General features: G+C 60.4%; 19 protein-coding genes. 11 read left to right on the forward strand and 8 right to left on the reverse strand.

Annotation, left to right across the window (positions count from 1 at the left end):
* Nucleotide 1 precedes the first annotated feature (1 nt).
* From G3N59_RS07570 to G3N59_RS07610, 9 genes are all read left to right on the forward strand, one after another.
* Complete coding sequence (locus G3N59_RS07570) at nt 2-397, forward strand: DUF4280 domain-containing protein (RefSeq protein ID WP_205981951.1); 396 nt, start codon at nt 2-4, stop codon at nt 395-397.
* Between the two features lie 124 nt (nt 398-521).
* Nucleotides 522-1,616, forward strand: a complete 1,095-nt coding sequence (locus G3N59_RS07575) for a hypothetical protein (RefSeq protein WP_205981952.1) — start codon at nt 522-524, stop codon at nt 1,614-1,616.
* A gap of 1,011 nt (nt 1,617-2,627) precedes the next feature.
* A complete protein-coding gene (locus G3N59_RS07580; RefSeq protein ID WP_205981953.1) occupies nt 2,628-3,671 on the forward strand; it encodes a type IV toxin-antitoxin system AbiEi family antitoxin in 1,044 nt (347 codons plus the stop codon).
* A complete protein-coding gene (locus G3N59_RS07585; protein ID WP_241023255.1) occupies nt 3,649-4,533 on the forward strand; it encodes a nucleotidyl transferase AbiEii/AbiGii toxin family protein in 885 nt (294 codons plus the stop codon). The genes G3N59_RS07580 and G3N59_RS07585 overlap by 23 nt, the downstream gene beginning before the upstream one ends.
* 788 nt (nt 4,534-5,321) lie before the next feature.
* Nucleotides 5,322-6,542 (forward strand): MFS transporter, encoded by a 1,221-nt coding sequence (locus G3N59_RS07590; RefSeq protein WP_241023256.1) that lies wholly within the window; start codon nt 5,322-5,324, stop codon nt 6,540-6,542.
* Nucleotides 6,543-7,194: 652 nt separating this feature from the next.
* Nucleotides 7,195-8,832, forward strand: a complete 1,638-nt coding sequence (locus G3N59_RS07595; protein WP_205981955.1) for a tyrosinase family protein — start codon at nt 7,195-7,197, stop codon at nt 8,830-8,832.
* Nucleotides 8,833-8,843: 11 nt separating this feature from the next.
* On the forward strand, nt 8,844-9,641 hold the full coding sequence (locus tag G3N59_RS07600) for a DUF2182 domain-containing protein (RefSeq protein WP_205981956.1): 798 nt from the start codon (nt 8,844-8,846) through the stop codon (nt 9,639-9,641).
* Entirely contained in the window at nt 9,638-10,138 is a 501-nt protein-coding gene (locus G3N59_RS07605; RefSeq protein WP_205981957.1) for a hypothetical protein, read from the forward strand. The genes G3N59_RS07600 and G3N59_RS07605 overlap by 4 nt, the downstream gene beginning before the upstream one ends.
* 57 nt (nt 10,139-10,195) lie before the next feature.
* Nucleotides 10,196-14,176, forward strand: a complete 3,981-nt coding sequence (locus tag G3N59_RS07610) for an FAD-dependent oxidoreductase (RefSeq protein ID WP_205981958.1) — start codon at nt 10,196-10,198, stop codon at nt 14,174-14,176.
* A gap of 113 nt (nt 14,177-14,289) precedes the next feature.
* Here the strand turns inward: G3N59_RS07610 and G3N59_RS07615 are convergent, their stop codons facing one another.
* The 4 genes from G3N59_RS07615 to G3N59_RS07630 form a co-directional block, all read right to left on the reverse strand.
* Nucleotides 14,290-14,694 carry a hypothetical protein gene (locus tag G3N59_RS07615; RefSeq protein WP_205981959.1) on the reverse strand — a complete coding sequence of 135 codons (405 nt, stop codon included), beginning with the start codon at nt 14,692-14,694 and terminating at the stop codon, nt 14,290-14,292.
* A gap of 178 nt (nt 14,695-14,872) precedes the next feature.
* On the reverse strand, nt 14,873-16,495 hold the full coding sequence (locus tag G3N59_RS07620; RefSeq protein WP_205981960.1) for an amidohydrolase: 1,623 nt from the start codon (nt 16,493-16,495) through the stop codon (nt 14,873-14,875).
* A 13-nt stretch (nt 16,496-16,508) separates the two neighbouring features.
* Nucleotides 16,509-18,095 (reverse strand): DUF3138 family protein, encoded by a 1,587-nt coding sequence (locus G3N59_RS07625; protein WP_205981961.1) that lies wholly within the window; start codon nt 18,093-18,095, stop codon nt 16,509-16,511.
* Between the two features lie 101 nt (nt 18,096-18,196).
* Nucleotides 18,197-19,342 (reverse strand): polyamine ABC transporter substrate-binding protein, encoded by a 1,146-nt coding sequence (locus tag G3N59_RS07630; protein ID WP_205981962.1) that lies wholly within the window; start codon nt 19,340-19,342, stop codon nt 18,197-18,199.
* A 233-nt stretch (nt 19,343-19,575) separates the two neighbouring features.
* On the opposite strand from G3N59_RS07630, the gene G3N59_RS07635 reads away from it, so the two are divergent.
* Both G3N59_RS07635 and G3N59_RS07640 read left to right on the forward strand, forming a co-directional pair.
* Complete coding sequence (locus G3N59_RS07635; RefSeq protein WP_205981963.1) at nt 19,576-20,484, forward strand: helix-turn-helix transcriptional regulator; 909 nt, start codon at nt 19,576-19,578, stop codon at nt 20,482-20,484.
* Nucleotides 20,485-20,570: 86 nt separating this feature from the next.
* Entirely contained in the window at nt 20,571-21,116 is a 546-nt protein-coding gene (locus tag G3N59_RS07640) for a TIGR00645 family protein (protein ID WP_205981964.1), read from the forward strand.
* A gap of 19 nt (nt 21,117-21,135) precedes the next feature.
* Here G3N59_RS07640 and G3N59_RS07645 read toward each other — a convergent pair whose 3' ends face one another.
* The 4 genes from G3N59_RS07645 to G3N59_RS07660 form a co-directional block, all read right to left on the reverse strand.
* Nucleotides 21,136-21,606, reverse strand: a complete 471-nt coding sequence (locus G3N59_RS07645) for a transcriptional repressor (protein ID WP_205981965.1) — start codon at nt 21,604-21,606, stop codon at nt 21,136-21,138.
* 136 nt (nt 21,607-21,742) lie between these two features.
* The gene (locus G3N59_RS07650; protein WP_205981966.1) at nt 21,743-22,819 is read right to left on the reverse strand and encodes a ChuX/HutX family heme-like substrate-binding protein; all 1,077 of its coding nucleotides are present in this window, start codon (nt 22,817-22,819) and stop codon (nt 21,743-21,745) included.
* A 31-nt stretch (nt 22,820-22,850) separates the two neighbouring features.
* Nucleotides 22,851-25,205, reverse strand: a complete 2,355-nt coding sequence (locus tag G3N59_RS07655) for a TonB-dependent hemoglobin/transferrin/lactoferrin family receptor (RefSeq protein WP_346777858.1) — start codon at nt 25,203-25,205, stop codon at nt 22,851-22,853.
* Between the two features lie 241 nt (nt 25,206-25,446).
* Entirely contained in the window at nt 25,447-26,481 is a 1,035-nt protein-coding gene (locus G3N59_RS07660) for a LysR substrate-binding domain-containing protein (RefSeq protein ID WP_205981967.1), read from the reverse strand.
* Nucleotides 26,482-26,531: the final 50 nt, after the last annotated feature.

Consider the following 26,531-nt stretch of genomic DNA (forward strand, 5'->3'; position numbering starts at 1 on the left):
CATGAGTTGTCCGCAGGTTTGTTCGGGCGCGATGCTCCAATGCTCGTTCGGTGCGGCGCCTGGCGTGCTCAATGTGCTGCCTGTGAATCGCGTGATGGCAGGTGGCATGCCGGCAGCCACGATCATGGACAATGCGCCGATTCTGAACATCGCGCCCTTCGCGATGTGCATGAGTCCGTCGAATCCAGCGGTGATCGCGGCGACTGCCGCAGCGCTTGGTGTGCTTACGCCGATGCCATGCGTGCCCGTCCCAGCCGGGCCATGGATTCCCGGCGGAGCGCCTACGGTGCTGATCGGCTCGATGCCGGCCCTCGATGCAATGGCGACGCTGATGTGTTCTTGGGCTGGACTGATCAAAATTGTTCAGGCGGGCCAGTTTTCCGTGCTCATTCCGTAGCTCGAAGCGATGTCAAGCCGACTTGAACAGGTCGTTATTCTAGATACAAATGTACGAATCGAAAAAAATCGTTCCGCCGTTTCACGTACTTTCCCTTTTTCAATTACCTTGACGGAATTGCGACATGCCCACGCTGGATATCCCTGTATTCTATTGGCACGAAAATTTTGGCTTTCAACGCGGCTACAACCTTGGCTGGAAAAAGCACCTGGATCAGCTTGAAGAGCAACTCAAATATGCCAGAAAGGCTTGTACGAATCTCACGCCCTACAACGGTGTCCCTCTGGGCGGCATTCACCCTACTGCGGTACTCGTCGCCCCTGAATACCTTTTCAGATTGTATGAGCACGACTCAGAGTATCGCCTCAAGGCCGTTTCGTATCCAGAGCATGAGAAAAATCAAATCATTCAAGGCTTAGCGGAGCTCAGCGCCAAGTATCCCGAGATCTTGATCTTTGGGGGCACGATAGTCTGGCATAAGGAGATGAACAAGCTGTCGCCTTCGATGTTATCTCCCGAAGCAAGCAGTTCTAACGTGAATTCCCCTGCAATGGTCGCTTCTTCGATCGTCAAAGACACTAAAGCTTTGGAGCAAGAAGAAATAGCGCGACGTCAAAATAAATATAGCAAACGGGTTTTTGACTGGCAGCATCCCCGCACGCCAATCAACAAATCCAGAACCTTTCTCGATCCACTTACAGAAGAACTGGACAGTATCGCTGGATATTCTGATCGGCAAACGGTTTATGCAAAACAGAAAGCAATTAAATCCGACTTACTCAGACATATAGCAAAAAATACGTGCTATGTATTTTTCGATGGAAAATTAATTCTTAAATACAGCAAGCAACACGATTTTCATGAAATTTACCAAGATGACACGGTGCAATTCGTTCCGGGAGTAAAGTGCCCTACCATCACGGTATGGGGAAAAACCTTAGCCATGATGATTTGCTCCGACTACAATGCCAAAGGCATTAAGGTGTACGCCGATACCCGCGCGAATATCTGGGTAACCATCTCCGACATCCTCACCGTTTCAGACATTCCTCCTACGGGCACCAAGAAGGGGTTCGCCGCGCATATTGCTGCTGCAGGTAACAAGAACTATTGCCAACTGACTTTGCGGTCGAATCAGGGGCTGGCAAAGGTCACGCTAACCGATGTCACGATCTGGCTTCAAAAAGGCATATTGAGTATCCCACTCTATCCTAATTGATATCAATCGATAGCCTGCTGGACGCGTTCGGTCAGCGAAAAAGCAAAGCATCGTCCGCGTCAGATATTCTGGTTACGTGTTCGCACACACCACGAACCGTATCAGCGTCGAACTTGGCGAAAGACTGATTTGGCATATGATTGCATCGCCGCTCGCCTACTTTAGCTATCGTGTGGTTTGACGAATCGTTTAACGCAGTTAAGGTGATCGGATTAGTTACCGCGATATCCGGGATCGTCTTGCTGAACTTCAGTAGCAATGGGCCGTAACCAACCATTGCCCGCTTTGTAGAACGCCGAGCGACCGACCGGGGTCGACAGGACCCGCGCGGATCTGGGCAGATGCGTCACAAGATGTTCGAGATACGAATTTCGCCATTACGCTGCGAATCTCCATTCCTGTAGACACTCGCGGCGTGTCGATGCAACAGTTGCGCCGGGGTCCGGAACCGCAGCGCATTGGAGCCTCCCGACACAGCGCGTACACGCATCAGCCACGCTTGTGCCCGCGAATGGAGATGCGGCACTTCTTCCCTGCTGGCCTCGAAGACGATCGAGGCAGATCACACGCCGCGGAACTGGCGACTGTGAGGGACAATCCGCAGCACGCCTCATCAGGACGATGACTGGCGCAGGTCCATTGTCCATCCGTGAGATCGCACAACGACTCGGCCGCAATGACGCGGCCGTGCAGCACGACGTGCTCGCTCTGCTCCACACCGTTGTGCTTGAGACACAACTCGCCGACACAGGCGTAGACAGCCTCTACCGCCCCGTCCTCGATGACGAAGACTGGGCGCGCCGCAGCAATTCATGAACGTCACCAGCCCACCCATGTACGCTACAAAGTACATGTTCGCCTAAAACGTACATTATCTATACAGCGTACAAAACACTCGAAAACTTCTACACATCCCTTTCCAGAAGCTTCCTATCGCGATTTCTGTACGCCCATTGAATCATGTACGTTTTTAACATACACTAGTCTTAAAACGTACAGAAGGACTCCCTCATGGCAACTTCCGACCGCCTGTCCGCGTCCGATATGGCGGCGCTCAACCTCGCGTGCGAAGCCTTTTCGGAGGTCACGCAGCGTTTCAGTGCCGAGCCGTTGCCGGACACTGAAACGAAGGCGGAGTCAGCCGACCCAGTGATTCGCTTCTCCGTGCGCGACAAACAGTTCGACATGCCCGCCGTCATTTCCCGGGGAACGGAATCAAGCGGTTACCCCCACCTTCATCGGCGGCCCGCTCCCGACGGGCGGCCCGTCATCCTGGTCAAACACCACATTAATCGGGCCCTTGCCGAAAGACTCATCCAGGCCGATATCCCCTTCCTCGATACCGCTGGAAACGTCTTCCTCAACGAGCCCGAGGCGACGATCCTGATCACGGGTCGGGATCGGCCCAAAATCAGGCACACGGACACGACATCGCGCTCAACCACGCCGAAAGGCCTCCAGGTGTCCTTTGCGCTTGCTTCGCAGCCCGATCTCGTGGAGAAGCCCTACCGCACGATCGCTGAAGTTTCCGCGGTCGCATTGAACACCGTCAATCTCGCGGTCGACGACCTTATCGCGCGCAGGCTCGTGGCCATGCGAAAAGGCAAACGGACGATCCCTGACAGGAAGCAGTTCGTCATCGACTGGGCAAAGCTTTACCCGACGGGCCTCCGCACCAGGCTCGGCGCACGCCGCTTCAAGAGCGAACGTGAGCTCGCGTGGTGGCAAAGCGCGAATCTGTCCGAATTCAAGGCCCGGTTGGGCGGCGAGAGTGCCGCAGAAGTCCTCACCCACGAAAACAAGGCGGCATCGGTGACGATCTACGCGCACGGCGGCGCCAGCAACGGCCTGAAGCGCCACGCCATGTTGCGCCCAGACCCGTCCGGCGACATCGAGATCCTCGATGCCTTCTGGCCTGAATATACGGAACACCTCTGGGGCACGCCGCCAGGCGTCGTTCATCCCCTGCTGATTTTTGCGGACCTGAGCGCCTCGACCGACAGCCGAAACCACTACGTTGCCGAGAAGATCTATGAGCGATTCCTCCATCGTTAGCATTCCGGCCGAGCGGCCGATGCCACCGCTCACGATCGCGCTGCTGGCGGCAGTCAAGGCGGCCTGCGCTCAACTGGCGACGCGATTCGTGCTGGCGGGCGCCACCGCGCGGGACATCCAGTTTGAACACCTCCACGGCGTGCGCGCGTTCACGGCCACACGCGACGTTGACGTGGCAGTGTGCGCGGTCAGTTGGGACTTCCATGAGCGGCTGATCGAGCATCTGCTTGCGAGCGGCCAGTTCACGCGCGATGCGAAGGCACAGCAGAAGCTGATCTTCAGGCGCGCCGGCGACGCCTTCGGCGCCCAGCTGGACCTCGTGCCATTTGGACCGATTGAAGCCCCGCCCGGTGCGATCGCATGGCCGCCCGACGGCGACTTCATCATGAACGTTCTCGGGTTCCAGGAAGCGGTCGACACCGCGCAGCCGGTGAATATCGGCGAGGGCGTCGTGGTGCCGGTTGTCACCGTCCCTGCGTATGTCCTGCTGAAGCTTATGGCCTGGCAGGATCGCCGCACGACCAAAAACACCGATGCGTCCGATCTGCTGTTCGTGCTACTGCGATACTCTCACGCGGGCAACACCAGGCGCGTCTTTGACGTGGCCCACGATCTGCTGGAATCCAACGATCACAATATCGAAATCGCGTGCGCCGGCATGCTCGCGCGCGAGGCGCGGGACATCGCGCTGCCGGAAACGCTCGCTGCTGTACGCGCCATACTGCAGACACCCAAAACCCTCGCGTTGCTCAAAGACGATCTGTTCGCGAGAGCCGCGCAATTCTTCATCGGCGCGGCAAACAGTGACCCGGACGCCCTGCTCGACGCCTTCGCATCGCAATTTTGCAATCCCCGCCCGTGATTAGTCGGTGGCACTCAGCGAATACCCGACAATAAGGTAATCTGGGCCAAGGCGAGGCGAGTCACCGCATAAGCCAGGTCAGCCGACCTCATGGATTGAGCACAATGTCGCATATGAGCGCGATCAGACGGGACATTTTGTCATTCCCAACAAAAACAGATGATTGCCTGTCGCAAAGCGCCAACCAGCTCGGTTCGGTGCGGTTGAAACAGATGTCTCAAGCGGGAAACCGTACCGCCAGCGCTTTCAGATACGACAGGAAGGCAACGTGAACATTGATATTTGCCTTTCCGCCGCCCAAAGCAAGCCGCTTTTGCCGCGATCGCAGCCGCTGAACTCAAATGGCTGCTGATCGCACCGCGAGGCAGCGCGCATTCTGTCGAATACGATCAAAAAATCGCCTCGCCACATTCCAATAGGATTACGAACTATCTCACCTCGAGTGAAACACGTACTGCGATACCCGAGGATTCATCAGCCTATGATGTCATGCCAGGCAATCGCGACACTCGGGATACGCTTTGCCTGCCCCAAAGCGTCCAGCATCCGCCAGATATTGACCGTCCCCGCGCCGCTATAAAACCTAAGCGATTAAACCTTGCTACAGCAGCCATAGTCTCATTGCGCATATCTGCTATGCGCCAAACGCAAGGGTCGCTACGAGGCATCGCCGCATAATTCCAGTCACAAGCCGTTCACGATCGGAGTTTTCTCCGACCATCGATATAGAACAAAGCAGGCAACAAGCCTGCGCTGGAGATCAACCTATGCAGACGTGGTATAGCACCATGGCCCCCTCCCAGAAACGCACGTTCTGGGCTTGTTTTCTCGGATGGGTTCTCGACGCCATGGATGTGCAGTTTTTCGCGTTCGTGATTCCAACCTTGCTGACGGCGTGGCACATGAGCAAGGCCCAGGCGGGCGTGATCGGCACGTCCGCACTCGTCGCCTCGGCCATCGGCGGCGTGATTGCCGGTGTCCTGGCGGATCGCATCGGTCGCGTCCGGGTGCTCAAACTGGCCATTCTGTGGTTTTCGCTATTCACCGGCCTGTCGGCGTTCACGAATGGCTTTCATCAATTGCTTTTCACCCGAAGCCTGCAGGGGCTCGGATTCGGCGGCGAATGGGCCGCAGGCGCAATCCTGATCGGCGAAGTCGTCGACAAGCGCATTCGTGGCCGCGCAGTCGGATGCGTGCAAAGCGGCTGGCCAGTCGGTTATGCGCTTGCCGCGCTGATGTACTGGGGACTCTTCAGCGCGCTCCCCGAGCAATACGCATGGCGCATTCTGTTTCTCGTGGGCATCCTGCCGGGCCTGCTGGTCCTGTGGATGCGTCGCAATGTCGATGAATCTTCGGCATTCGAATCGGCCGCGGAATTTCGCGCACAAACTGGTCTCTTCGATACGTTCGCGCAGGTTTTCGCCCCCAACGTCCTGCCACGCACCGTGCTCGCTTCAGCGATGGCGGCCGGCGCGCTCGGTGGGAACTACACGATCCTCACCTGGCTCGTAACGTATCTGCGGGAGACACAGAGCCTGACCGTCAATCTCACGACGATGTATCTCGCCGTGAATATCTTCGGTTCGTTCTGCGGTTATGTAGGCATGGCGTATTTGAGCGATGCCATCGGTCGTCGCTGGACCTTCTCGATATCAGCCGCCGGCGCGACGCTCACGGTTCTCGCGTACACACAGCTTCATCTGCCGCTGCCCGTATTGCTGGTACTGGGCTTTCCGGTCGGCCTGTTCCAGTCCGGCATTGTCTCCGGCATGGGCGCCTGCTTCACCGAATTGTTTCCGGTGCAGATTCGCGCGTCTGCGGGCGGCTTCTCGTACAACTTCGGTCGCGGCATGGGGTCGCTCGTGCCGGCGGCCGTCGGCATCACCAGTGCGTCCGTCGGACTGGCAAAGTCTATTGGCGTATGGGCGGCGGCGTCTTATGTCGTCGTGTTTATCGTCGCTATTTTCTTGCCGGAAACGCGTAACAAGCAACTCGAAGGTCAAGCATAAACGCGTCATCCGCCTGAATTGCTGGCTCCAATAAATCTGAGCCAAAATCAGTCAACCTTATCGACACTGCTCGAGACTAAACTGGCCACGCGCCACCTTGGCACCGCCTACACTGTCGCTCGCCAACTGAGCGCTTCAATCCTCTTCCGCCTACGGTCGCCGCGAAACCATCGCGGCGACCCAGCAAGCATGACGTCGCAACGATGCGGCAGGGCAACGTAAGCAAAAAACGCCCGCCGCCGCATTGAAATACGTCCGCCCGGTGACATTCTCCCTCACCTATCAACCTGGATAGGAACTCGACGCAGCCATCTGCGGGACGCCCGGCATCGGCTATATTTTCGTCATAAGAAACGCAAGAGAAGACTCAGAGACCCAAAGTCATCGTTCCGTCGGCAGATTCCAGAGATTCATCACGCAGGACTATCGGGGAAGTCCAGATCGCGCAGTTACTCTCCGAACCCCAGCTTTCCTGATGCCCAACGCATTGCAAATCGCGCTGCGCCCGACTCGTGGCGTCATCGATTTGCAAGGCGGCGTGCACCCTCGTCAAGCGCTCAGTCGATCGCACGGGTGCGCGTCAGCCGTTGATTTCCACCTCGCAGTTGCACTGCTACAGCGCCTCAAAACGCTCTCAAGGAGATGCTTCAACATGGTCAGCTATGTTCGCAACGATGCCTGGAATGAAGGCGGTACGCTAAGCAATCCTGATCTTCTCTGGTATGCGAAGGGAGTCGGGAAGATGATGTCGCGCAGCCTCGACGATCCCGCCAGCTGGTGGTTTTTCGCCGCCATGCACGGCGAATACGTCAACACGTCCAATCCGTGGTATCCGTCCCCGCCTTCGTTTCCTGGCTGGGGCTATATCTCCAGCCCGCCTCAGGTGCCCACGCAACCGCTGCCGCTCGCGGCCACCCAGGACAAATTCTGGAATCAATGCCAGCACGGCAGCTGGTACTTTCTGCCCTGGCATCGCGGCTATCTGATGGCACTGGAAGCCCAGTTGCGCGCCGACATCGTGAGCCTCGGCGGCCCGTCGAGCTGGGCGCTGCCCTACTGGAATTACTTCGGCGGCGAGCAAGGCGCCGACGCCGAAATGCCGCCGGCTTTCGCGCAGCAGAAACTGCCCGACGGATCGGCCAATCCGCTTTTCGTGACGATGCGCTATGGTCCCGACGGTGACGGCGATATCTACGTTCCGACCGATCGCTGGGCCGAAAATCACGGCCCCGACGACAACTGGACGCGCGGCGAAGTTACGGCCGCCTGCATGAACAACACCGTTTACACCGGATCGAATCAGGCCACGCCGCTGCCGGGATACGGCGGCCCGGAAAGCGGGTTTTCCCATGATGGCGGCCCGCATGGGAATATGGAAAGCAATCCTCACGATCTGGTGCACGTGTATACGGGCGGCACGATCACCGATACCAACTACGGGCTGATGGCCGATCCAGGCACCGCCGCACTCGATCCCATCTTCTATCTGCACCACTGCAACATCGATCGCATGTGGGCTTCCTGGAATGAGGCGGGCAACACGAATCCCAGCTCGCCGGAATGGCTCAAAGGCCCGGTGCGCCAGTTCGTGATGCCGATGCCCAATAGCGAAAGCTGGGTCTATACCCCTGCGGACATGACCAGTCTTGCCGCGCTGGACTACTCGTATCAAGACCTGTCCGTTCCGGCCAAGCCTGTCACGGCGCCGCTCCTGATGCGCCTGAATCGCCTCGGTGTAACCGTTGCGCCCGAAGCTCACGCCGTCCTGGCCGCGACGAGCCGCGCGCCGACGCACGCGAGCGCCGAATTGCTGGGCGCCAGCACGAGCGCAATCGACGTGCAGGGTACGGGTACGGCGGTGTCTGTCACGGTGCATCTGGACGCCGCCGTCGAAAAGCGCGTGACCCAGAGCCTCGCGGCGGCCTCGCTTTCTGCGCCGCCCGATCGCGTCTATCTGAAGCTCGAAAACGTGCGCGGCACGCTGGATTCGACCGTGCTCTGCGTCTACGTGAATCTGCCAGCAGGAGCCGATACCCCGGATCAGTTGCGCGCGCACCATGTCGGCGATGTCGCGCTGTTCGGTCTGCGGCGCGCGAGTGCGCGAAACGGCGCACACGGCGGCAGCGGCCTGACCTTCGTGCTCGACATCACGCCCTCGCTGGATCAGCAGTATCTGGCCGGCACGCTGTCGAATTCGAACCTCGAAGTGAGCCTGCTGCCCGACCGCAAGCTGCCGGAGAAGTCCACGATCGAAGTGGGCCGCGTGAGCGTCTATCGCCAGCCCAATTGACCGGGCGGCCCATGATCCACAACAGACACGCCTTCGCTCCCGTGCGATTCAGCGTCCTGGGCGCCAGCCTCGCGGCATGGATCACGCTCGCAGCCCTGTCATGGCGGTCCGCACAGGGCCTGCCGGACTTTCTGTGCAGCGTGACGCCCTTGCCGTGGCTGACGCCTGGCTGGTTCGTATCGGCCAGCCTCGGCTGGCTGTTGATGATCGTGGCCATGATGGCGCCGATGACCTTGCCCGCCATCGCCCATATTCAGGTGAGCGTGTTCGCGCAACGGCGCGGGCGCGCGACCCTGATCTTTCTGGTGGGCTTCGCGGCGATCTGGCTGATCCCTGGCCTGGCGATCAGTGCGCTGGCGCGGGCGTTTTCCGCCATGACCGCGGGCGGGTACGGTCCAGCAGCGCTTGCCTTGCTGATCGCGGGCATCTGGCAATGCTCGCCGTTACGGCAAGGCTTTCTCAACCGCTGCCATACGCACCGGCCGCTGGCCGCATTCGGGCTGCGTGCAGACGTGGATGCACTGCGCCTCGGGCTTGCGCACGGCTCGTGGTGCATCGGCACCTGCTGGGCGTGGATGCTGCTGACCGCCATGCTGCCGGCCTGGCATCTGCTGCTCATGCCGCTCGTTGCCCTGCTGGCGTTCTGCGAGCGTCTCGATGCACCGAGGCCGCCCGCGTGGCGAGTCAGAGGGCTGCGAGTGGCGGGTCAGTTGCTCCAGCGTGAAATCGCGCACGCGCGCAGGCATCGAGTCGTCGGCGAGACCGCGCCACGCGCCGATCGGCCCATGCAGGAAGGAGCCTTGTCATGAGCGATCCAGGCGACACGGCAGGCTGGTCGCGCGCTCTGCGCGCCCTTGCAGCGAGCAAGACGGCCATCGTCGTGCACTCCGCAGGCGTGGAAGTGCCAGTGCGCATCGACGACGATGCCGCCGCGCTGCTGGCCGACGCCGACGCGGCGGCGAGCACGCATTTCTATCTGCTGCTGGAACAGGTGCGCGGCACGCTCGACGCCACGGTCCTGCAGGTCTACCTGCGCGATCCCGATCCCGCGACATCCGGCCAGCACGGCGCGCTATTCATGGGCAGCGTCGCGCTCTACGGATTGCGTCGCGCAACGTCGACAGCCCCCGATCGGGGCATGGTCTGCATTCTCGATATCGGCGCACACGAGAGCGCGCTGCGGCAGGCCATCGCGCGCGGCGCGACGCAATTCGAACTCTATGTCCGTCCGCATCCCGCGCTACAGACCGGCACGAGTATCGACATCGGCCGGATAGGCATTTGCATCGAACCCCGTCAGCCATGAATTTCGGCCAGGCGAACACAACGATCCCCTGAACATCCCGGAGAAGGAGCAGCCATCATGAGCTTTCTGCAATTCAATGCCGCGACCGTCACGCCGCCGCGCCAGGTCCAGCATCGCGGTTCGCTGGGCGCGGCATTTTCGCGCTGGATTCTGGCCAATCATGGCGCGCATTACCGCGCCGTGGTCGAGGCGCAGCGCAGCCGCGCCGCCACCCTGCGCGCCACGCGCGGACCCGCTGCTCACCTGCTGGGCGCAACGACGCAGACGCCGCAGGTCGGGATCGTCGGTGCGGGCTTCGCCGGCATGTTCGCGGGCTTGATCCTGCAGTCGCTGGGTATCGAATTCGAAGTGTTCGAAGCCAGCGATCGCGTCGGCGGCCGCATTCATACGTGGTATTCGCGCGACTACCATGCGGACGACGTGCAACGCGCCGGCCTCTATGGCGAAGTGGGTGGCATGCGTCTGCCGCAATTCTCGGAGGACATGCTGCCGGTCCAGCAACTGGCGCTGGCGGTCAACGCCGTGCTGGCACGCAACGGCCTGCACGAACAGCAGGTTTTCTGGCGCAAGTTCTATTACAGTTCGCCCGAGCAGCGGCTGCGCTACAACAATATGGCCACGCCGACGACGCTGGCCCAATCCGGCCTCGATAGTTTCAATTTCGGCGTCGATCACGGCGGCGACGTGCCCGCGGTCTGGGTCACGCCAAAACATGACCACGGTGCCGATCCTTATCTGCCGATCAACATCGTGCTCGACAAGGTCAACGATCCCTTTCTCAAAGCGATCAACCGCTCCTTCGCCGAAGGTTTCGATCTGCTGATGCAGTTCGATCAGTATTCGATGTGGGATTACCTGACGACGCAATTCCGTCTCGGCGATCTGGGTGAATACTACGATCCGGCCATGGGCGCGAAGTCCGATCTGCTGCCCTGGTCCGTAGCCAATTATCTCGAGACCACCAATGTGGGCAGCGGCATGTATTCGGTTTCCTTCGTCGAAATGGTGATCGCCGTGTATGACTGGGGCGGCAGCAAGGACCCATACCGCCCGCAGGACCCCAACATCTACATGCTGACCGTCGATCAGGGCATGCAGCGCTTCCCCGACGCATGCCGCGCCGTGCTCGACCTGCAGGACGCCGTGACGATGGAAGAAGGCATCGCCGCGCAGATCCAGGTGGGTATGCTGCCCGCGCAGCCTGGCGGCCCGTATAGCTACAATCCGCCCAATCTCACGGACGATGCGCAACCGCCGCATGCATCGGCGCATTACGCTGAAACGGCGGGCCACGACACTGGCGTGCGCAATCCCGCCAGGGTGCGCGTGCATTTGCGCCATGAAGTGACCGCGCTGCGGCACGACCCGGATCTGAACGACGGCCAGGGCGGCATGAAGGTCACGGTGCGCAACGCCGACGACGGCACGCAAACCGAACGCTCGTATCCGTATGTCGTGACGACCCTGCCCAATGGCGCGTACCTCAACGGGCAACCGGAACTGAACCTGCTGGAAGGGATTTCCTTCGACAAGGCGCAGGCGATCCGCGAATGCAATTACATGGCGTCGTTCAAGGCCTTTCTGACCTTCAAACGCCAGTTCTGGACCGAATTCGGCGAACGCCAGCAACGCACGCAAGGCTACGGCGCGGCCGCGACCGACCGCGCCAACCGGCAGATCATCTACCCGTCTTACGGTTATGCAGCGGATCAAGGCGTGCTGCAGGTCTATTGCTGGGCGCTGGACGCACGCAAGCTCGGCGCGCTCGACGACAAGGAGCGTATCGAAGAATGTCTGAAAGGCATCCAGTATCTCTATCCGGATGTCGACGTTTACGCCTGTTTTTCAGGCTATAACGACGGCGTCACGACCAAAACCTGGTTCTGGGACGAACACGCGGGCGGTGGCGCGTTTGCCCTGTTCAAACCCGGCCAGTTCAATGAACTCTATCCTTCGCTGCTGATGCCGGAATTCGACGGCCGACTGAATTTCGCCGGCGAATGTTGCTCGGTTCACCACGGCTGGATCGTCGGCGCGCTGGATTCGGCTTATAACGCCGTGCTGAATATTCTTCAGCATGCCGGTGCGGTCGACAAGATCGAACAGATGCAGCGGACCTGGGGTTCGTTCGAGGCGCCCGATGTCGAGGGTGACCCGGCCAGCGCCACCGTCATGACCTACGCTTACGCGTACAACGAAGTCGATCGCAATGCCGCATCGAAACCGGCGCAAGGCACGCCGAGCATCTATGGCGACCAGCAATACGTTTTCAACGGTCAGGTGCCTGCATTCGTGGCGAACTACGACACGGTGCCCCAATCGATGAAAGCAACGGCGGTGGACAAGCAGGTGCTGGCAATGCTCAATGCCGCGTGGGACGACAATGTCGCCTGGCGCGCGAAGCAGCCGCCGAAGTCCGTGAATACGGAAAACGCCGTGCAAATGCTGGAAGACATCTATTACGGCAACAATTTCCAGACCATTCCCGCGCCGAAATTCTGGCTGAAAGACGACGATGAATTTGCACGCCAGCAATTGGCGGGTTTCATGCCCAATCTGCTCGAAAAGGTTTCGGCTGCCGATCTCGACCGGCTGATTTCGGATTCAGGCATCGTGGACGCCGCCGCACTGCAACGCCACGGCGCGGTGCAATACGTGGCCAATTACCGGCGTTATCTGGAGGCCTGCACGGTGATCCCGGTCGGTTTCTACCTTGCGAAACCGATCGTTTTCTTCACTGTGAACGATCGCAAGGAACTGATGCCCGTCGGTATTCAACTCGATGTACACGGCGAACTGTTCACGCCCGATATGAGCAACGCAGACAACGCGTGGCTGCTGGCGAAGATGCAGACCAACTGTGCGGGGCAGTCGCTGCATGACGTGGGCTTTCATCAATTGCTGACACACCAGATCTGCGCGATGGTGTCGATTGCGCTGTTCTCGGATGAAGTCTTCAATCCTGACACCGCGCCCCAGTCCGCCGAGCCATTCCAGCAGCATCCGGTATTCAAGCTGTTGCGCCCGCACGTCGTCAAGACGGTGGAGTTCCAGCAGAGCATCTACAACCGCGGCTACAACCCGTATGCCGAAGGATTCCCCGCCACGCGCACGGCGAATGGCGCGCCGGGCGTCTACAACATCGGCTATATCTACGATCTGATTTTCTCGTGCGGGCGGATCGGCAATTATCAGTTGCAGGACAAGATGTATTACGACGACGACCGCTTCCGCTTTCTCGATCTGGCGCTGCCTGTCGATATCAAGCGCCGTGGCGTCGACGACACGCCGTTCTCCTATGCCTATGTCCATGATGCGGGATGCTGGTACGAAGCGATTGCGCGCTTTGTCGAGCGCTTCGTGTCGATCCAGTATCCGGGCGGCGATCAGGCCATTGCAGCGGATATCCAGTTGCAGCGCTTCTTCGACAAACTGATTCCGGCGTTCAATCACGTCGACGGCAAGCCGGTTGCGCATCGCTTTCCGGCGGAGGTCAAAACCGCTGCCGTATTGCAGGACGTGCTCACGCTGTTCATCTGGCAGTTCTCGGTGCAGCACACGGTCGTCAACGACGGTGCGTATAACCACGCCGCGTTCGTGCCGAATGCTTCGACGCTGATGTATCCACTGCCTTCGCACAAGCCGTCATCGCAGTGGACGCCGGCCGACGTGCTCGCCTGCCTGCCTTCGCAGACGCTCACGTATCCTGCCATCGGCAATATGACGTTCATGGATGTGCAGATCAACGCCTCCGTGACGGGTCAAGGGCCCTACCCCGAAACCGTGCTGGGACGTGGCGTTCTGGAGCCTTCGATCGACGTTCTTCAGGACAGCTATGGTTTCGTCGAGCCGCAGTTGCGCGAGGCGGTATTCAGTCACTACCAGGACGTCGTGAAGGTGGGCGAGGCGATCGCTGCGCGGCAGGCGCGCGATACGGCGACGTATCTGGCGGCGCATCAGGGCGCATCGGCCATTCCCGCTACGGTGCTGTTTGACCTCATCACGCCGGCCAACGTGATGGATACGATCCAGACCTGACCGGAAAGCAGACGCCGTTCGCTGGCCGCCGGTTGCGGGGCCAGCGAACGGGCGAACCTACGTGCGGGAACGCACGCACCCAGCAACGTTCAGGCACGATTGCGACGCCGTTCCTACCAGGCGCACACCCGCGCCGTGTCGTTCACCCAGCAAGCGCCATCGCGTTTCAGGAGACCGAGTTCCGAGTGTGCATGGGTCGCGCCGGGTTCTTCATTCCAGTAGCCATGCGCGCCGTCATCGTCCATCAATACATAGGCGAAATACTTCGACGGATGCTTATCTGATACGCCGATCGTGAACGTACCGCCTTTCTCGATCTTCACTTCGCAAGGTCCGTCGAGATAAGTCTTGTTGTTCACCTCAAGGAGACACCGCCCGGTTTTGGCATAAGCCGAGGCCGGCGCTGCGATAAACGCGCATGCAAGCAGAATCAACGACGTCGTTTTCACGTTATTTTGATCTCTCAGATTAGGCGGGAATGAAGATATACCATAACGCCGCTGCGAGACTTCAAGCATTGCATCCAATCGATCATTGCAGGCTAGCAAATACGTGCGGCCTGCGTGCCAAAGCGCTGCCGCAGCGCCGAACGTTTCGTGATGGTGACCGTTGCTTCCGGCGACGTACGCGTGAACTTGCCGTAGACCTCGCATAGGCTTGCAGATGGGACTGCACCCATTCGCCCGCGCGTTGCCCTCAATCAAGCGCCCCATACACCGCCTCCCCCTCAAATACCGTCAGCCGGTTTTCCACCGCACCGGTTTCATGCGCTTCGCACGCGCGCAGATCGCGCTCAAGCACTGCGAACGATGCCGCGCGCCCCGGCGCGATCATCCCTGCGCATTCGTCCATGCGCAGGCTGTACGCCGAATTGTGCGTATAGGCTTGCAACATCGTCGCGAGATCGACGCATTGCTCCGGCAGAAAAGGCGTCGCCTGCGCATCGCCAGTGCGGGCGCGGCGCATGGCGTGCTCGATTGCCACGAGCGGGTTCTGCGTCGAAACCGGCCAGTCCGAGCCGCCCGACACCATCGCGCCCGCGCGCACCAGATCGCCGAACGCGTACTGGCGCGCCATGCGTTCCGTCCCGAGCAAACGCTCGTAGAGCGAAGCGAGATCCGGCGCGACATCGGCCCACAAAGCCTGGATCGACGCAATCGCGCCGGTCTGCGCAAATCGCGGCGCATCGGCGGGATCGATCATCTGCACATGCGCGAGTTGCGCGCGGCGATCACGTCGGCCGCGTTCGCGGTTCAGCGCCTCCAGTACATCGAGCGCCATTCGCACAGCGCGATCGCCAATCGTATGAAAGTGCAGATCGAAGCCTGCTGCATCTGCGGCAAATACCGCTTCGCGCAATTGCTGCGGATTCCAGTGCGCTTCGCCGTTATGGGCAGCGTCGCGATAAGGGTCGAGCAGCGCGGCGGTTCGGCTCTCGATCACGCCATCGATAAAGATCTTCGCCGTATGCAGGCGCAAGCGGCCGCCGTCGTGCGCGGCGCGCCACGCGCTGAGTTTTTCGATTTGCGGGGCGATCGGCATGTTCGGCGAAACCAGCAGCCCGAGGCTCACGTTCGCTTTCAACACACCGGAATCGCGCGCACGCGCGTAGGCATCGACAAGCCGCTGCCCCACCATCGCCTCGAACCAGCCCGCGATGCCGAAGCGATGCGCCTGCGCGAGCGCCTTGTCGAGTGCGCGCGCGGACTCTTCCGCGCCCATCTGCGGCAGATGTCGAAAAAGCCCGTATAGCGCGGCTTCGTGCACGACGCCGGTCGGTTCGCCGTGCACATCGCGCTCGTAGATGCCGCCTTCCGGGTCCGGCGTCCCGGCACCTACGCCGAGCACTTTCAGCGCGCAACTGTTCAGGCATCCTGAATGCACATCGTGACCGATCAGCAGAAGCGGTCGGTCGGCGACCATCGTATCGAGCGTGTGGCGGTTCAGTTGCGCGCCCATCGATTCGAGCGAGACGTTGCCCGCCATCACCCAGGAACGCTGCGGATGCGCCGCTGCGCAAGCGCGCACGCTTTCGACGATCGATTCGACACTGTGCGCGTCGCCGAGATCGGCATCGCATGTCAACTGGAAGCCTTCGACCGGATGCGCATGCGAGTCCGTAAAAGCCGGCACGATCATGCGTCCGCGCAGATCATGGTGATCGCCGCCACGCAGTTCGCGCGGCAGGTCCGCGTGCGCGCCGACCCACGCCACGCGAGCGCCGCGCAGCACGAGACAATCGGCGTAATGCGGCGTGGCGCCGCCCGTGTAGACGCCGCCGTTGTAGAAGGTGGCGTCGCTGAAATTCGTGTGTGCCATGATTGAACCGCTATCAGAAGGTGTAAATGAATTGCCCGGCGACGATATCGTTCGAGCGCGAATAAGTACCGTCGTGCATGAGGAATACCGGATGATTCGCGGCGTCGTGACGGTATTCGAACTTCACGGTGATCTGTTGCGTGGGGAAGAACAGCAGGTCGGCGGTGAGGTCGTAGTGCTGCGCGCCGCGGCATTCCGTGCCGTTGCGCGACGACGCCGCAAAGCAGGCTGGATCGATGCCAAAGCCGCTCGTGGCATTCACCGAAGGATTGCTGCCGCTCAGGCCGTAGAGAATGTTTGGCGCGCCGCCGCCATTGGCCGTGTTGTTCAGATAATCGAAGCGCAGCGTCGCGCCCATATGACCGAACCACGCGCTTGTCCACTTCTGGTGCCCCTGCAGCGAGAAGCCATACCAGCGCGCCGTGCCGCCGTCCCACGCGCCCTTCTGCTGCTCGCCGTAGTCGACTTGTGCGTTGAACTGCGTCTTGTCGCGGATATACGTGAGATCGCTTTCGATGTAGCGCATCATGCCGAATGGCGACGACGCATTGCACTGATAGCCATAACCGCCCGGATTCGAGCAGGGCGAGTACAGCGTGCTGCGTCCGTACATGGCCGCAATGCCGATATCGAGCGCGGTAGAAAGCGCATTGTCGAAGCGCGCCGAAATCGACGGCACCCAGTTGCTGCGCGACGTATTGTTCGGGCCATCGACCACGGCGGATGCCGTGCGCAACTGCTCGTTGGCGATATAAACCTGCCAGAAGTGTGTGAAGGTCGCGTTATTGCCTTTCAAACCCATGCCAACCATGCCCGCGGGTTCGCTGAAGTCGTACAGCAGATTGTGCGTGAGCGTGAGCATCTGGTTCGACGGCAAGGGCTCGTAGCCAATCGGGCTTTGCAACAGACCCGCCGTGAACGTCGTGAGTGAGTTGAGCGGCACCGTCACGTCGGCTTGCGAAAGGATATTGTTGCCGACATAGCCGCGCCCGCTGCTCAGCGTCGAGCCCACGCCGCGATTGGGCTGGATCACGATCTCCGCGGCCGGTGCGAGCGGACCTACGCCGAAGGTCTTTTTGATGTCGAGATAGACATCGCCAATCTGACTTTCGTAATAGTCGTAGACGCCCGGATCATGATTGAGGAACTGGAAGCCGCCCGTGCCTTGCGCGCGGTTGTACAGATAGAGCGGATCGATATAGCCCGTCACGCTCAGGCCAGCCAGCGGCCCGGTGGTCGCCGCGTCTTCAAGCGCATCGGTCTTTAAGGTGAGGCTGTTGAGCTGCTCACGCATTGCACGCGCGTCTTCTTCGGAGAGCGTGCTTGTGCTGGCGATTGTGTTTGTCCCAGCGCTTGCATTCGTGCTCGCATTCGTGCTTGCGGCCCGCACGATCCGCGCGCTGGTCGCGGCATTCGCGTGCTGCTCGGCCTTGAGCGTCTTGACCTGTTGCTCCAGTTCGGCAATCTGCGTACGCAGCGAATCGAGTTGTACGTCGATATCGCGCTTACCGGTTTTACTACGGGTCTTGCCATCGTCGCTGGCATGCGCGCTTGCGGCAAACGCCAATGCGCACAGCAAAACGGAGGTCTTTATTTTCATGTGAAGGTCGTCGTATGGACGAATCAAGCCACGCCACAGCGCCTCGCGGCGTGGCCACGCATTACCAGGAATTCACTGGAATGACCAGAAACGGAGCAGCGTCAGTTGGCTTTATATTGCTGCCACAAACGCGTGACGAGACGCGTCACCTCGGCAGGCACCGGCTTGACCGTAAAAAGCTTTTTGAACTGGTCGGGCTGCGGAAACACCGCCGGGTCGGCCAGCACATCGGCGGCCAGCAGCTTCGACGCGCCCGGCACCGCCGATGGATACGACGTGTCGTTGGTCAGGTTCGCGCTTTCCTCGGTGGAAATCGCAAAGTTGATCCACTTAAGCGCGGCTTCTGGATGCGGCGCGTCTTTCGGCACCGCCATCACATCGAACCAGATCGGGCTGCCTTCCTTCGGCAGGATGTAACGGATGTGGAACGAACGATGACCGTCGAGCGCCGCGCGCCGCGCCGTGTTCACATCGCCCGACCAGCCCAGCGCGATGCAGATATCGCCACCCGCAAGGTCGCCGATATAGCTGCCCGTGCTGAACTGCGCGACATAAGGCCGGATGGTTTTAAGCAGCGCGAGCGCATCCTGGTAGTCCTTAGGATTTGTAGTATTCGGATCGCGCTTCATATAGAGCAGCACCGTGCCGAATACATCGCGCGGCGAGTCGATCATCGAAATACCGCAGCTTTTGAGCTTTTCGGCGTTCTTCGGATCGAACAGCAGATCGAGGCTGTCCAGTTTCGCGTCCTTGCCGAGCGCGGCCTGCACGCGTTCCACATTGATGCCGAGACCATCGGTGCCCCACGTCCACGGTATGCCGTAGCGGTTGCCCGGATCGTCGGCCTGCAGTAGCGCCATCAGCTTCGGATCGAGCAGGCTGTAGTTCGGCAGCTTCGACTTGTCGAGCGGCTGGTAGATGCCCGCCTGCAACTGCTTGGCCCAGAACGCGTCGGACGGCACGACGACGTCATAGCCCACGCTGCCCGAAAGCAGCTTCGCCTGCAGCGTTTCGTTGCTGTCGAATTCCTGATAGACGACCTTCACGCCGGTCGCTTTCTCGAAGTTCGCAACCGTGGCCTTGCCGATCGAATTGCCCCAGTTGTAGACATTGACGCTCGGCTGATCGGCCTGCGCCAGGTTCGATGCGCATGCCAGCGCCACCGCTGCTGCCAGTGCGCCCAGTCCCGCAGCGCGACTGAAATAGCGGCTTGCTGTGTGCCGCGTACTGCCTGTCACCCCTTCCATCGTCACTCCCCCGAATCGATTGTGTGAAGTACGGGGATAGTCTAGGCAGCGCTATTTCTGGCGTCTGTCCTGCCTGGGGGGGACAAGGACGACGCGAAAGGCGCGCCGGCAAGGGCTTTCCGGTGTAGGCAGCCGTTTTTTTTTGTGCTATTTCATTTGTCTCGAAGGCTGCGCAATGATTGCGGCCACGAGTCCATTTCAACGCCGCGCGCACGACGCGCCGCCTGTGCACCATGTCCGCCCATCACGCCTCCACTGCCGATCCGGCCCCTTCGATACCGCTTGGGCAACTCGCGCTGATCGCCGAAGCGATCGGCCCGGTTGCCGACGCCATCGGCACGCCGCACTTTCTGCGCGAGCTGTACCAGTGCGTCGTGCGATTCGCCGACTGCGATGCGCTGCATCTGCAGTGCACGCATGGTACGGGCGAACAGCGCCGCGTCGAATGGATCGGCAGTCATGGACTCGATATCGAACGGCTCGAGCGCACGATGCAACTCTATTTCGGCCAGTTCGCGCATTGCGATCCCACCTACGCGCGTTCGAGCGGCAGCGACGACGTGGAAGTGATTCAGGTTTCGGCACAAGGCATTGAGGATGCCGAACTACGTCGGCTGGTGTACGACGCAGGCGATATTCACGACGAATGCATGGTGCTGCGTCCCGCGCACGGCGCCACCTACTCGCTCTCGATCTGCCGCTCACGGCGTCTGCCGCCGTTTTCGCTCAAGGAACTCAGCCTCGTCAAACATCTCGGGCAGATCGTCTTGCCGATCGCGGCAGCGCATGCCCGGCTGGCCGGTGTGGCGCACGATACAGGCCATGGCGGCGATGGCGAAGGAGCCGTTGCAAGCGATGCACGGCGCGCTGTCGATCCGCTCGCGGCCTGCATCACGCAGCGGCGCGTCGAGTTGTCCGCACGCGAGGCGGCCGTGTGTTCGGCGTTCGTGCAAGGCATGACGGCGGAAGCGGCTGCGCGCGCGCTCGGCGTCAAGCCGTCGACGGTCGAAACTTACGCAAAGCGCGCGTTCGCCAAACTGGGCGTGGGCTCGCGCCGCGAACTGCTTTCGCTCGTGCATGGCGAAGCGCGCACGGCGCTTGCTACCCAACTCACCGCCGACACCCGCCGCGTACCGCGCTGATGCGCTTGCGCCCGGTCGCGCCCGCTCGCGCATGCTTGTGTGCCGCCGTCTAGATCAACGTCGTGTATATGGAACGAGGGAAAGCCATGCGTCCAACGGAGAAAACGGAAGGGCACGCTTCGAATCTTGCCGAAAGACTGGTCGAGCACGGCATCTTCGCGAGCCGCTGGGTACTCGCGCCCATCTACGTCGGCCTGGCGCTGGGACTAATCATGTTGCTGGTCAAGTTCTGCCAGGAGTTCTGGCACATGGCCACGGGTTTGCTGGGCAGCAGCGTGGAAGACGTGATTCTGGGCGTGCTGTCGCTCATCGACCTTTCGCTGATGGCCAATCTTCTGCTGATGATCATTTTTGGCGGCTATCAGAACTTCGTCTCCAGGCTCGAACTGGGTGGCCACGAAGACACGCCGGAATGGATCAGCCACGTGGGTTTCTCGGATATCAAACTGAAACTCATGGCGTCGATTGTGGCGATCTCGGCAATCGAAGTTCTGCGTGGCTATCTGTCGATCGAAAAGGTGGGACTTTCAACCATCCTATGGGGAATCGCCGTGCATATGACCTTCGTTCTGTCCGCCGTTTTGCTGGCGGGAATGGACTGGATAACGGCGAAAACCCGCGCAATCAGTTAAGCCTGCCGCCTTACCCGCGTCACTCACAATCGGCGCAGACGATACTGATATTGATCGGTTGTTCCGACGATCCGAACATGGAAACCTGCGTGGCGGATTTCATCAGGTCGACAAATTGCGGGCTTTCGAATTTTGTTCGACGTCCGCATTTCCGGCACGAGACCACGTGCATTTTTTCAGGCTGACGCGGGCATTGCAGGAAGAACGTCGCTCTTGCGCCCACATCGCCCGGCGTCCATTGACGGGACACAATCCGTACTCGTTCGAAATCCACCAGATTCCGGTAGATCGAAGCCTGGCTCAGGCCAATCCCTTTTCGATTCGCGAAGGTATAGATTTCATCGGCCTTGACGCCTTGCTTCATTTCGAATAACGAAACAAGTACGGCAATGCGAGTAGGCGTCGCGCGAATGCCAATCTCATTCATGTGCCTGACAACAAAGTCACGCCAGGCGGCGTCCTTAGGGCTGTGCGGTTCAACTTTTTTCATATGGCAATGACCGGGAAAATCGCCTCTTCGACACGATGAACAGACATCGCGCAAGTCACAACTTCCCCGGTTTCTCAAACTCAGACTGATGGTCCAGAAAGCGCTTGCATCACACCATTCTCAGCATGCCGCGATATCAGGCGGTGGCGAGTTCGTCGTGCACCTGAAGCGCCAGCGCCAGTTCGCGCCATTCGGCCAACTCGGGCTTGCCGGGTTTGCGCGCGCCAAACAGCATCGCGATGTTTTCACCTTGCGCATCGAACAGTTCGACCGATGTGACAATGCCGTCGACGGTAGGCTTGCGCACGAGCCACGCGCTCGCAACCAGATCGGCACGCAGATGCAGGTTGAAACGCTCGTCCAGCACGTTGACCCACGGTCCCATGGTGCGAATGTTCGTCACTTCGCCCGTGTGAATCTGGATCATGCCGGCATTGCCGACAAACACCATGATGGGCACCCGAGCACGCGCGGCTTCGACCAGCAGCGTCTCGATCACGTTGTCGGCCAGGCGCGTCACATAACGCGGTTCGGCCAGACGCAGCGATTGCGTCCGCGTGAGCCCGAACTTGCGCAGCAGCGGGAAGAAGTCATGCGTATCCTTCATCTCGTGCCAGGCGGCATGAAAGCCCGTGACGTCGATTTCCGCATCGTCGCGCACCGGCTGCGCAGGCGCTGACGGCTTCAGTGCCAACACCGCCGATTGCCCGGGATCGCGCCACTCCTCCTGCAGTTCGTCAAACGCCGCGTGGTGGCTATGGTCGCGCAGAAAGACCTTGAAAACCGCCTCGCCTTGCGCGTCGTAGAACTGGAAGCTCTTCATTTCGCCGTTGGCAGACACATCGCGCACAGCGAATGCGAACGCCCAGCTGCGATGAAACACGCGCAGATCGATGTCCGCGCCAAGCACGAGACCCACGTGCCCTTCTGCGCTCACCTGCTCGAATACGCCATCCTTCTCGTGCACGGCCGCCTCGTTGCGCGTGAGCGTCATCACGGCGCCAAGACGCGGCATTTGCGCGATCAGGCCCATGAAATCAGGCTTCAAACGCACGACATTGACGCCGACAAAAGCGGCCACGGCCTGCGCTTCGCTCACCTGCATCGCCGCTGCGGCTTCACGCTGCCGCAGCTTTTGCGTGCTCTTGCGAGCGATATACTCGTCGCGCCATTGCGCAACAGCCTGGGGAGCGGAAAAATCGACTGGATTCATTGTTTTCCTTTGTGGGTGTTGGAAACGCATTTCAGAAGTCGACTTTCATGCCGACATTGAAATTGCGTCCCGGTGCGGTATAGGCATTGAGCGTCGCGTAGCTCGAGCTACCCGAGAGATCGCGCACATCGCTCCAGCGCCAGTATTTGCGGTTGAACAGGTTGTTGATGCCGGCTGTCACGCTCACGTGCTGCGTGATCTTGTATCCCGCATGCAGATCGACGATCGTGTACGAAGGCGTCGAGAAATATTTGGTCGACGAAGTATTCACGTCGCTCGTATTGCGGCGCGAGTTGTAGGTCACGTCGGCGCCCACGAACCAGCGATCGTCGCCACGGTATTTGATGCCCAGCACCGCAGCGAGCGGCGGAATCGACATGATTCCGCTGGTCGTGCCGTCGGTGTTCTGTTCGGTGCCGTCGGTATAGGCCACGCCGCCCTTGATTTCCAGCCTTTCGCCCGCGAACCAGTCGAATTTCGCTTCGACGCCCTTGATCGTGGCGTTGCTGAAGTTGATGTACTGATACTTCTCGGGATCGGTGGCCGAAGTCAGGCTGCCGCCCACGACTTCCGAATCGATAAAGTTTTTGTAGCGGCCATAGAATGCCGACGCGCTATACGACACGCGATTCGTGCCGAACGCGAGCTTGCCGCGCATACCGGCTTCGAATGAATTGCTGGTTTCCGGCTTCAAATTGGGATTGCCGACCTGCTCGTAATACGTGTGATACATCGAGGCCGCCACGCCGCCGCCGTAGTAACTATTGACCTGATTGGCCGAAGGCGCGCGGAAGCCCCGTGCGTACTGCACATACGGCACCATCGCCGGGCTGATTTCATAGAGGAATGCCAGGCGTGGCGACAATGCGTTGCCGCTGGAGTTGGAAAGCGGCTGTGTCGATGCGCTCGCGGCCGACGTATACGTGCTGTCCGCGTCGGGCGTCATATGGTAATAGTCGAAACGCAGACCCGGCACGAACGTCAGCTTGTTCCAGCTGATGCTGTCCTGCATATAGGCGCCCAGATTGAGCGTTTGCGTCTTCGGGAAGTTCTCCAGATAACCCGACGTCGCATCGGCGGTATTGCCGTTGGAATCGGTATTGAACTGCGAAACGCTCACATCGAGACCGTAGACCAGCTTGTGCGAAAACGGCCCGGTTTTAAACGAGCTTTCCGCCACGGTATTGCCGCCGACAATGCTCTCGCCATAGTGGTTGTAGCGCGTCACGTCGCTCGTCGTTTCGCCGATCAACAACGATTGATCGGTCGCCGCATTGCGGTAGAAAACCGAACTCTTGACGTGCTGGACATAGCGATTGGTTTCGTCGTCGTGATCCCATTCGAGTTTCACGCGATTGCTGGTCACGTCGTTGGTCGTGTTGTACGACGTGGTATTGGCCGTGTAATTGCCGATTTCGTACAGGCTGTCGACCGAACTGGTGTTGTTCAGCGTTTCGGCGGTCAGCTTGAGCTTGTCGGTGCTGGACAATCTGAAGACGAGTTTTGCCAGCGCGGAGCGGTTGTTATAGGTTGCCGGGTCGGCTTCGTCGCGGCTTGCGCCCGTGCCGCCGGTGCTGCCGTGATTGTCCAGTTCGTGCCCGTGACGGCCCGACAGCATCAGCATGCCCTGCACCGCGCCGTTCGCGGTGCTGAATGCCGTCGTGGCCACGCCGCCCCAGCTACGGTCGCTCGAGTCATAGTCCGAGCGCACCGAGAAGTAGGTGTTTTTGCCGTAGATACCGAGCAGATCGGCAGGATCTTTGGTCACGAAATTGACCGCGCCGGTCAGGCCATCGCTGCCGTAAAGCACCGATGCCGGTCCGCGCAGCACTTCGACGCGCTCGTACAGATCGGTATTCAGATAATCGCCGCGACCCGCCGCGCCCGAACCGAACGAAAAGGTCTGCGGCAGCGGAATGCCGTCTTCGAGCAACAGCACCTGATTGCCTTCGAGACCGCGAATATTGATGCCGTCGTTACCGGCGCGGCCCGTCGAGCTGCCGATACCACTCGGGCGATACGCCTGGCGATTCACGGCCACGCCGGGTTCGTATTTCAACGCATCCTTGATGTCCCTGGCGTTGTCCTCTTCCATGTCGTCGGAGGTGATGACGGACACCGTCGCCGCGGATCTGGTGGGATCGGTCGTGCCGATACGGCTTGCCGTCACCGACACCACGTTCAACTGGTTCTCGACGCGCGACGCCGCGCTGGACGCGCTTTTAGCCGCAGGAGCCGTGCTCGCCGCGACACCGGAAGCCGCGGACGAAGCAGCGGCGGCCGGCGTAGCCGACTGCACCGACGATTGTGCCCATGCGCCCTGCGAACCGCACAACTCGGCGAACGCAAGCGGAATCAGGATTGCCAGAATTCTTCGTTGAAACACGTCTTCCCCTATCAGTACGCGCGTCGACCCCACGAAGGGCGACAGATTTGTTAAGGGGGCTGAATATACATGAGAAGCATTCTCATTTACAGCTTTTGAAATTACGATTTGTTGCCGTATAGCTTTCAGGCGGCAAGGCGCCGCGAAGCCAGATTCCGCTGTTTCGGGGGATTTATTTCATATTCCTTACACCGATTGCACGAAATCGGCGTAAGCGGCGCAGGCGGCATAAGCGGATTCGCTACCGGGCCGGTATGGGGGCGACCGCGCGCCGCAGTTGTTCAGCGAAGGTTTCGACTGCGCCGGAGAACGGCCCGGCGCTGCGCCGCAGAATGCCGATCTGTTCGACGTCGCGCGGCACCGGCACGTCCAGCGCCGTCAGCCGTCCGGCGTCCAGATCGCCTTGCACCACGCGCTGCGGCACGATCCAGACCGCCAGCGAATTCATCACCACGCCGCGCGCGACCGAAGCCGATTGCGTCTCCACGCAACCCGCAGGCACTGGCAACCCGCTGGACTCGAAAAACGCTTCGATGTGATGGCGCGGCGCGGTGTGCTCGCCCGCGATCACGAGCGGATACGCCAGCGCCTCGTCCAGCGCGAGCGCCGCGCCCGCGAGCGGATGCCCCGTGCGCGCGACCATCGCCAGCGACTCGGTATAAAGATATTCGAACGAAATGCCGGGCATATTCGATGGCTCGGCCATGCGCCCCACCATCAGATCGAGCGCGCCGGACTTGAGCGCGCCGAGCAAACCCGCGTTCGACTCCACGCGCACCTTGATGCCCACGCCGGGCAACACGGTCTGCATCGATACGATCGCGGCGGGTAGCACAGCCGCCTTCACGGTCGGCAGCGCGCCCACCCGCACCGCCGCCGCATGCGTGGCGTTTTCGCGCGTGAGCGCAGCCGCCGAAGCGTCCACCGCGCGCCGCACGTCCAGCGCGTAACGCAGGAAATGCTCGCCTTCGGCTGTGAGCGTGGCGCCGTTGCGGCCGCGCTCGACCAGCCGCCGCCCCGCCCATTGCTCCAGTTCGCTCAAGGTTTTCGACAGCGCCGGCTGGCTCAGATGCAGACGCTGCGCGGCCAGCGCCATGGTCGGCGCCTGGGCGATCGCGACGATGCAGTTCAGGTGGCGCAAGCGTAGCCTCGCGAGCACATGCGAGCGCGCGCTGCTTTCGTGCGGGCTTTCGTCTGCACTTTCGGCCGGGCTTGCGGCCGTGTTTAGGTCGGGATCGGCGGCCGCTTCTTCGGCGCGGAGCGGAGTCTTTTTCATAACCCCACGTTATTGAATCACCACTCAAAAGTCAATTTACTTAACCGTCG

The organism is Paraburkholderia sp. Ac-20340 (assembly GCF_017104965.1).
GTDB lineage: Bacteria > Pseudomonadota > Gammaproteobacteria > Burkholderiales > Burkholderiaceae > Paraburkholderia.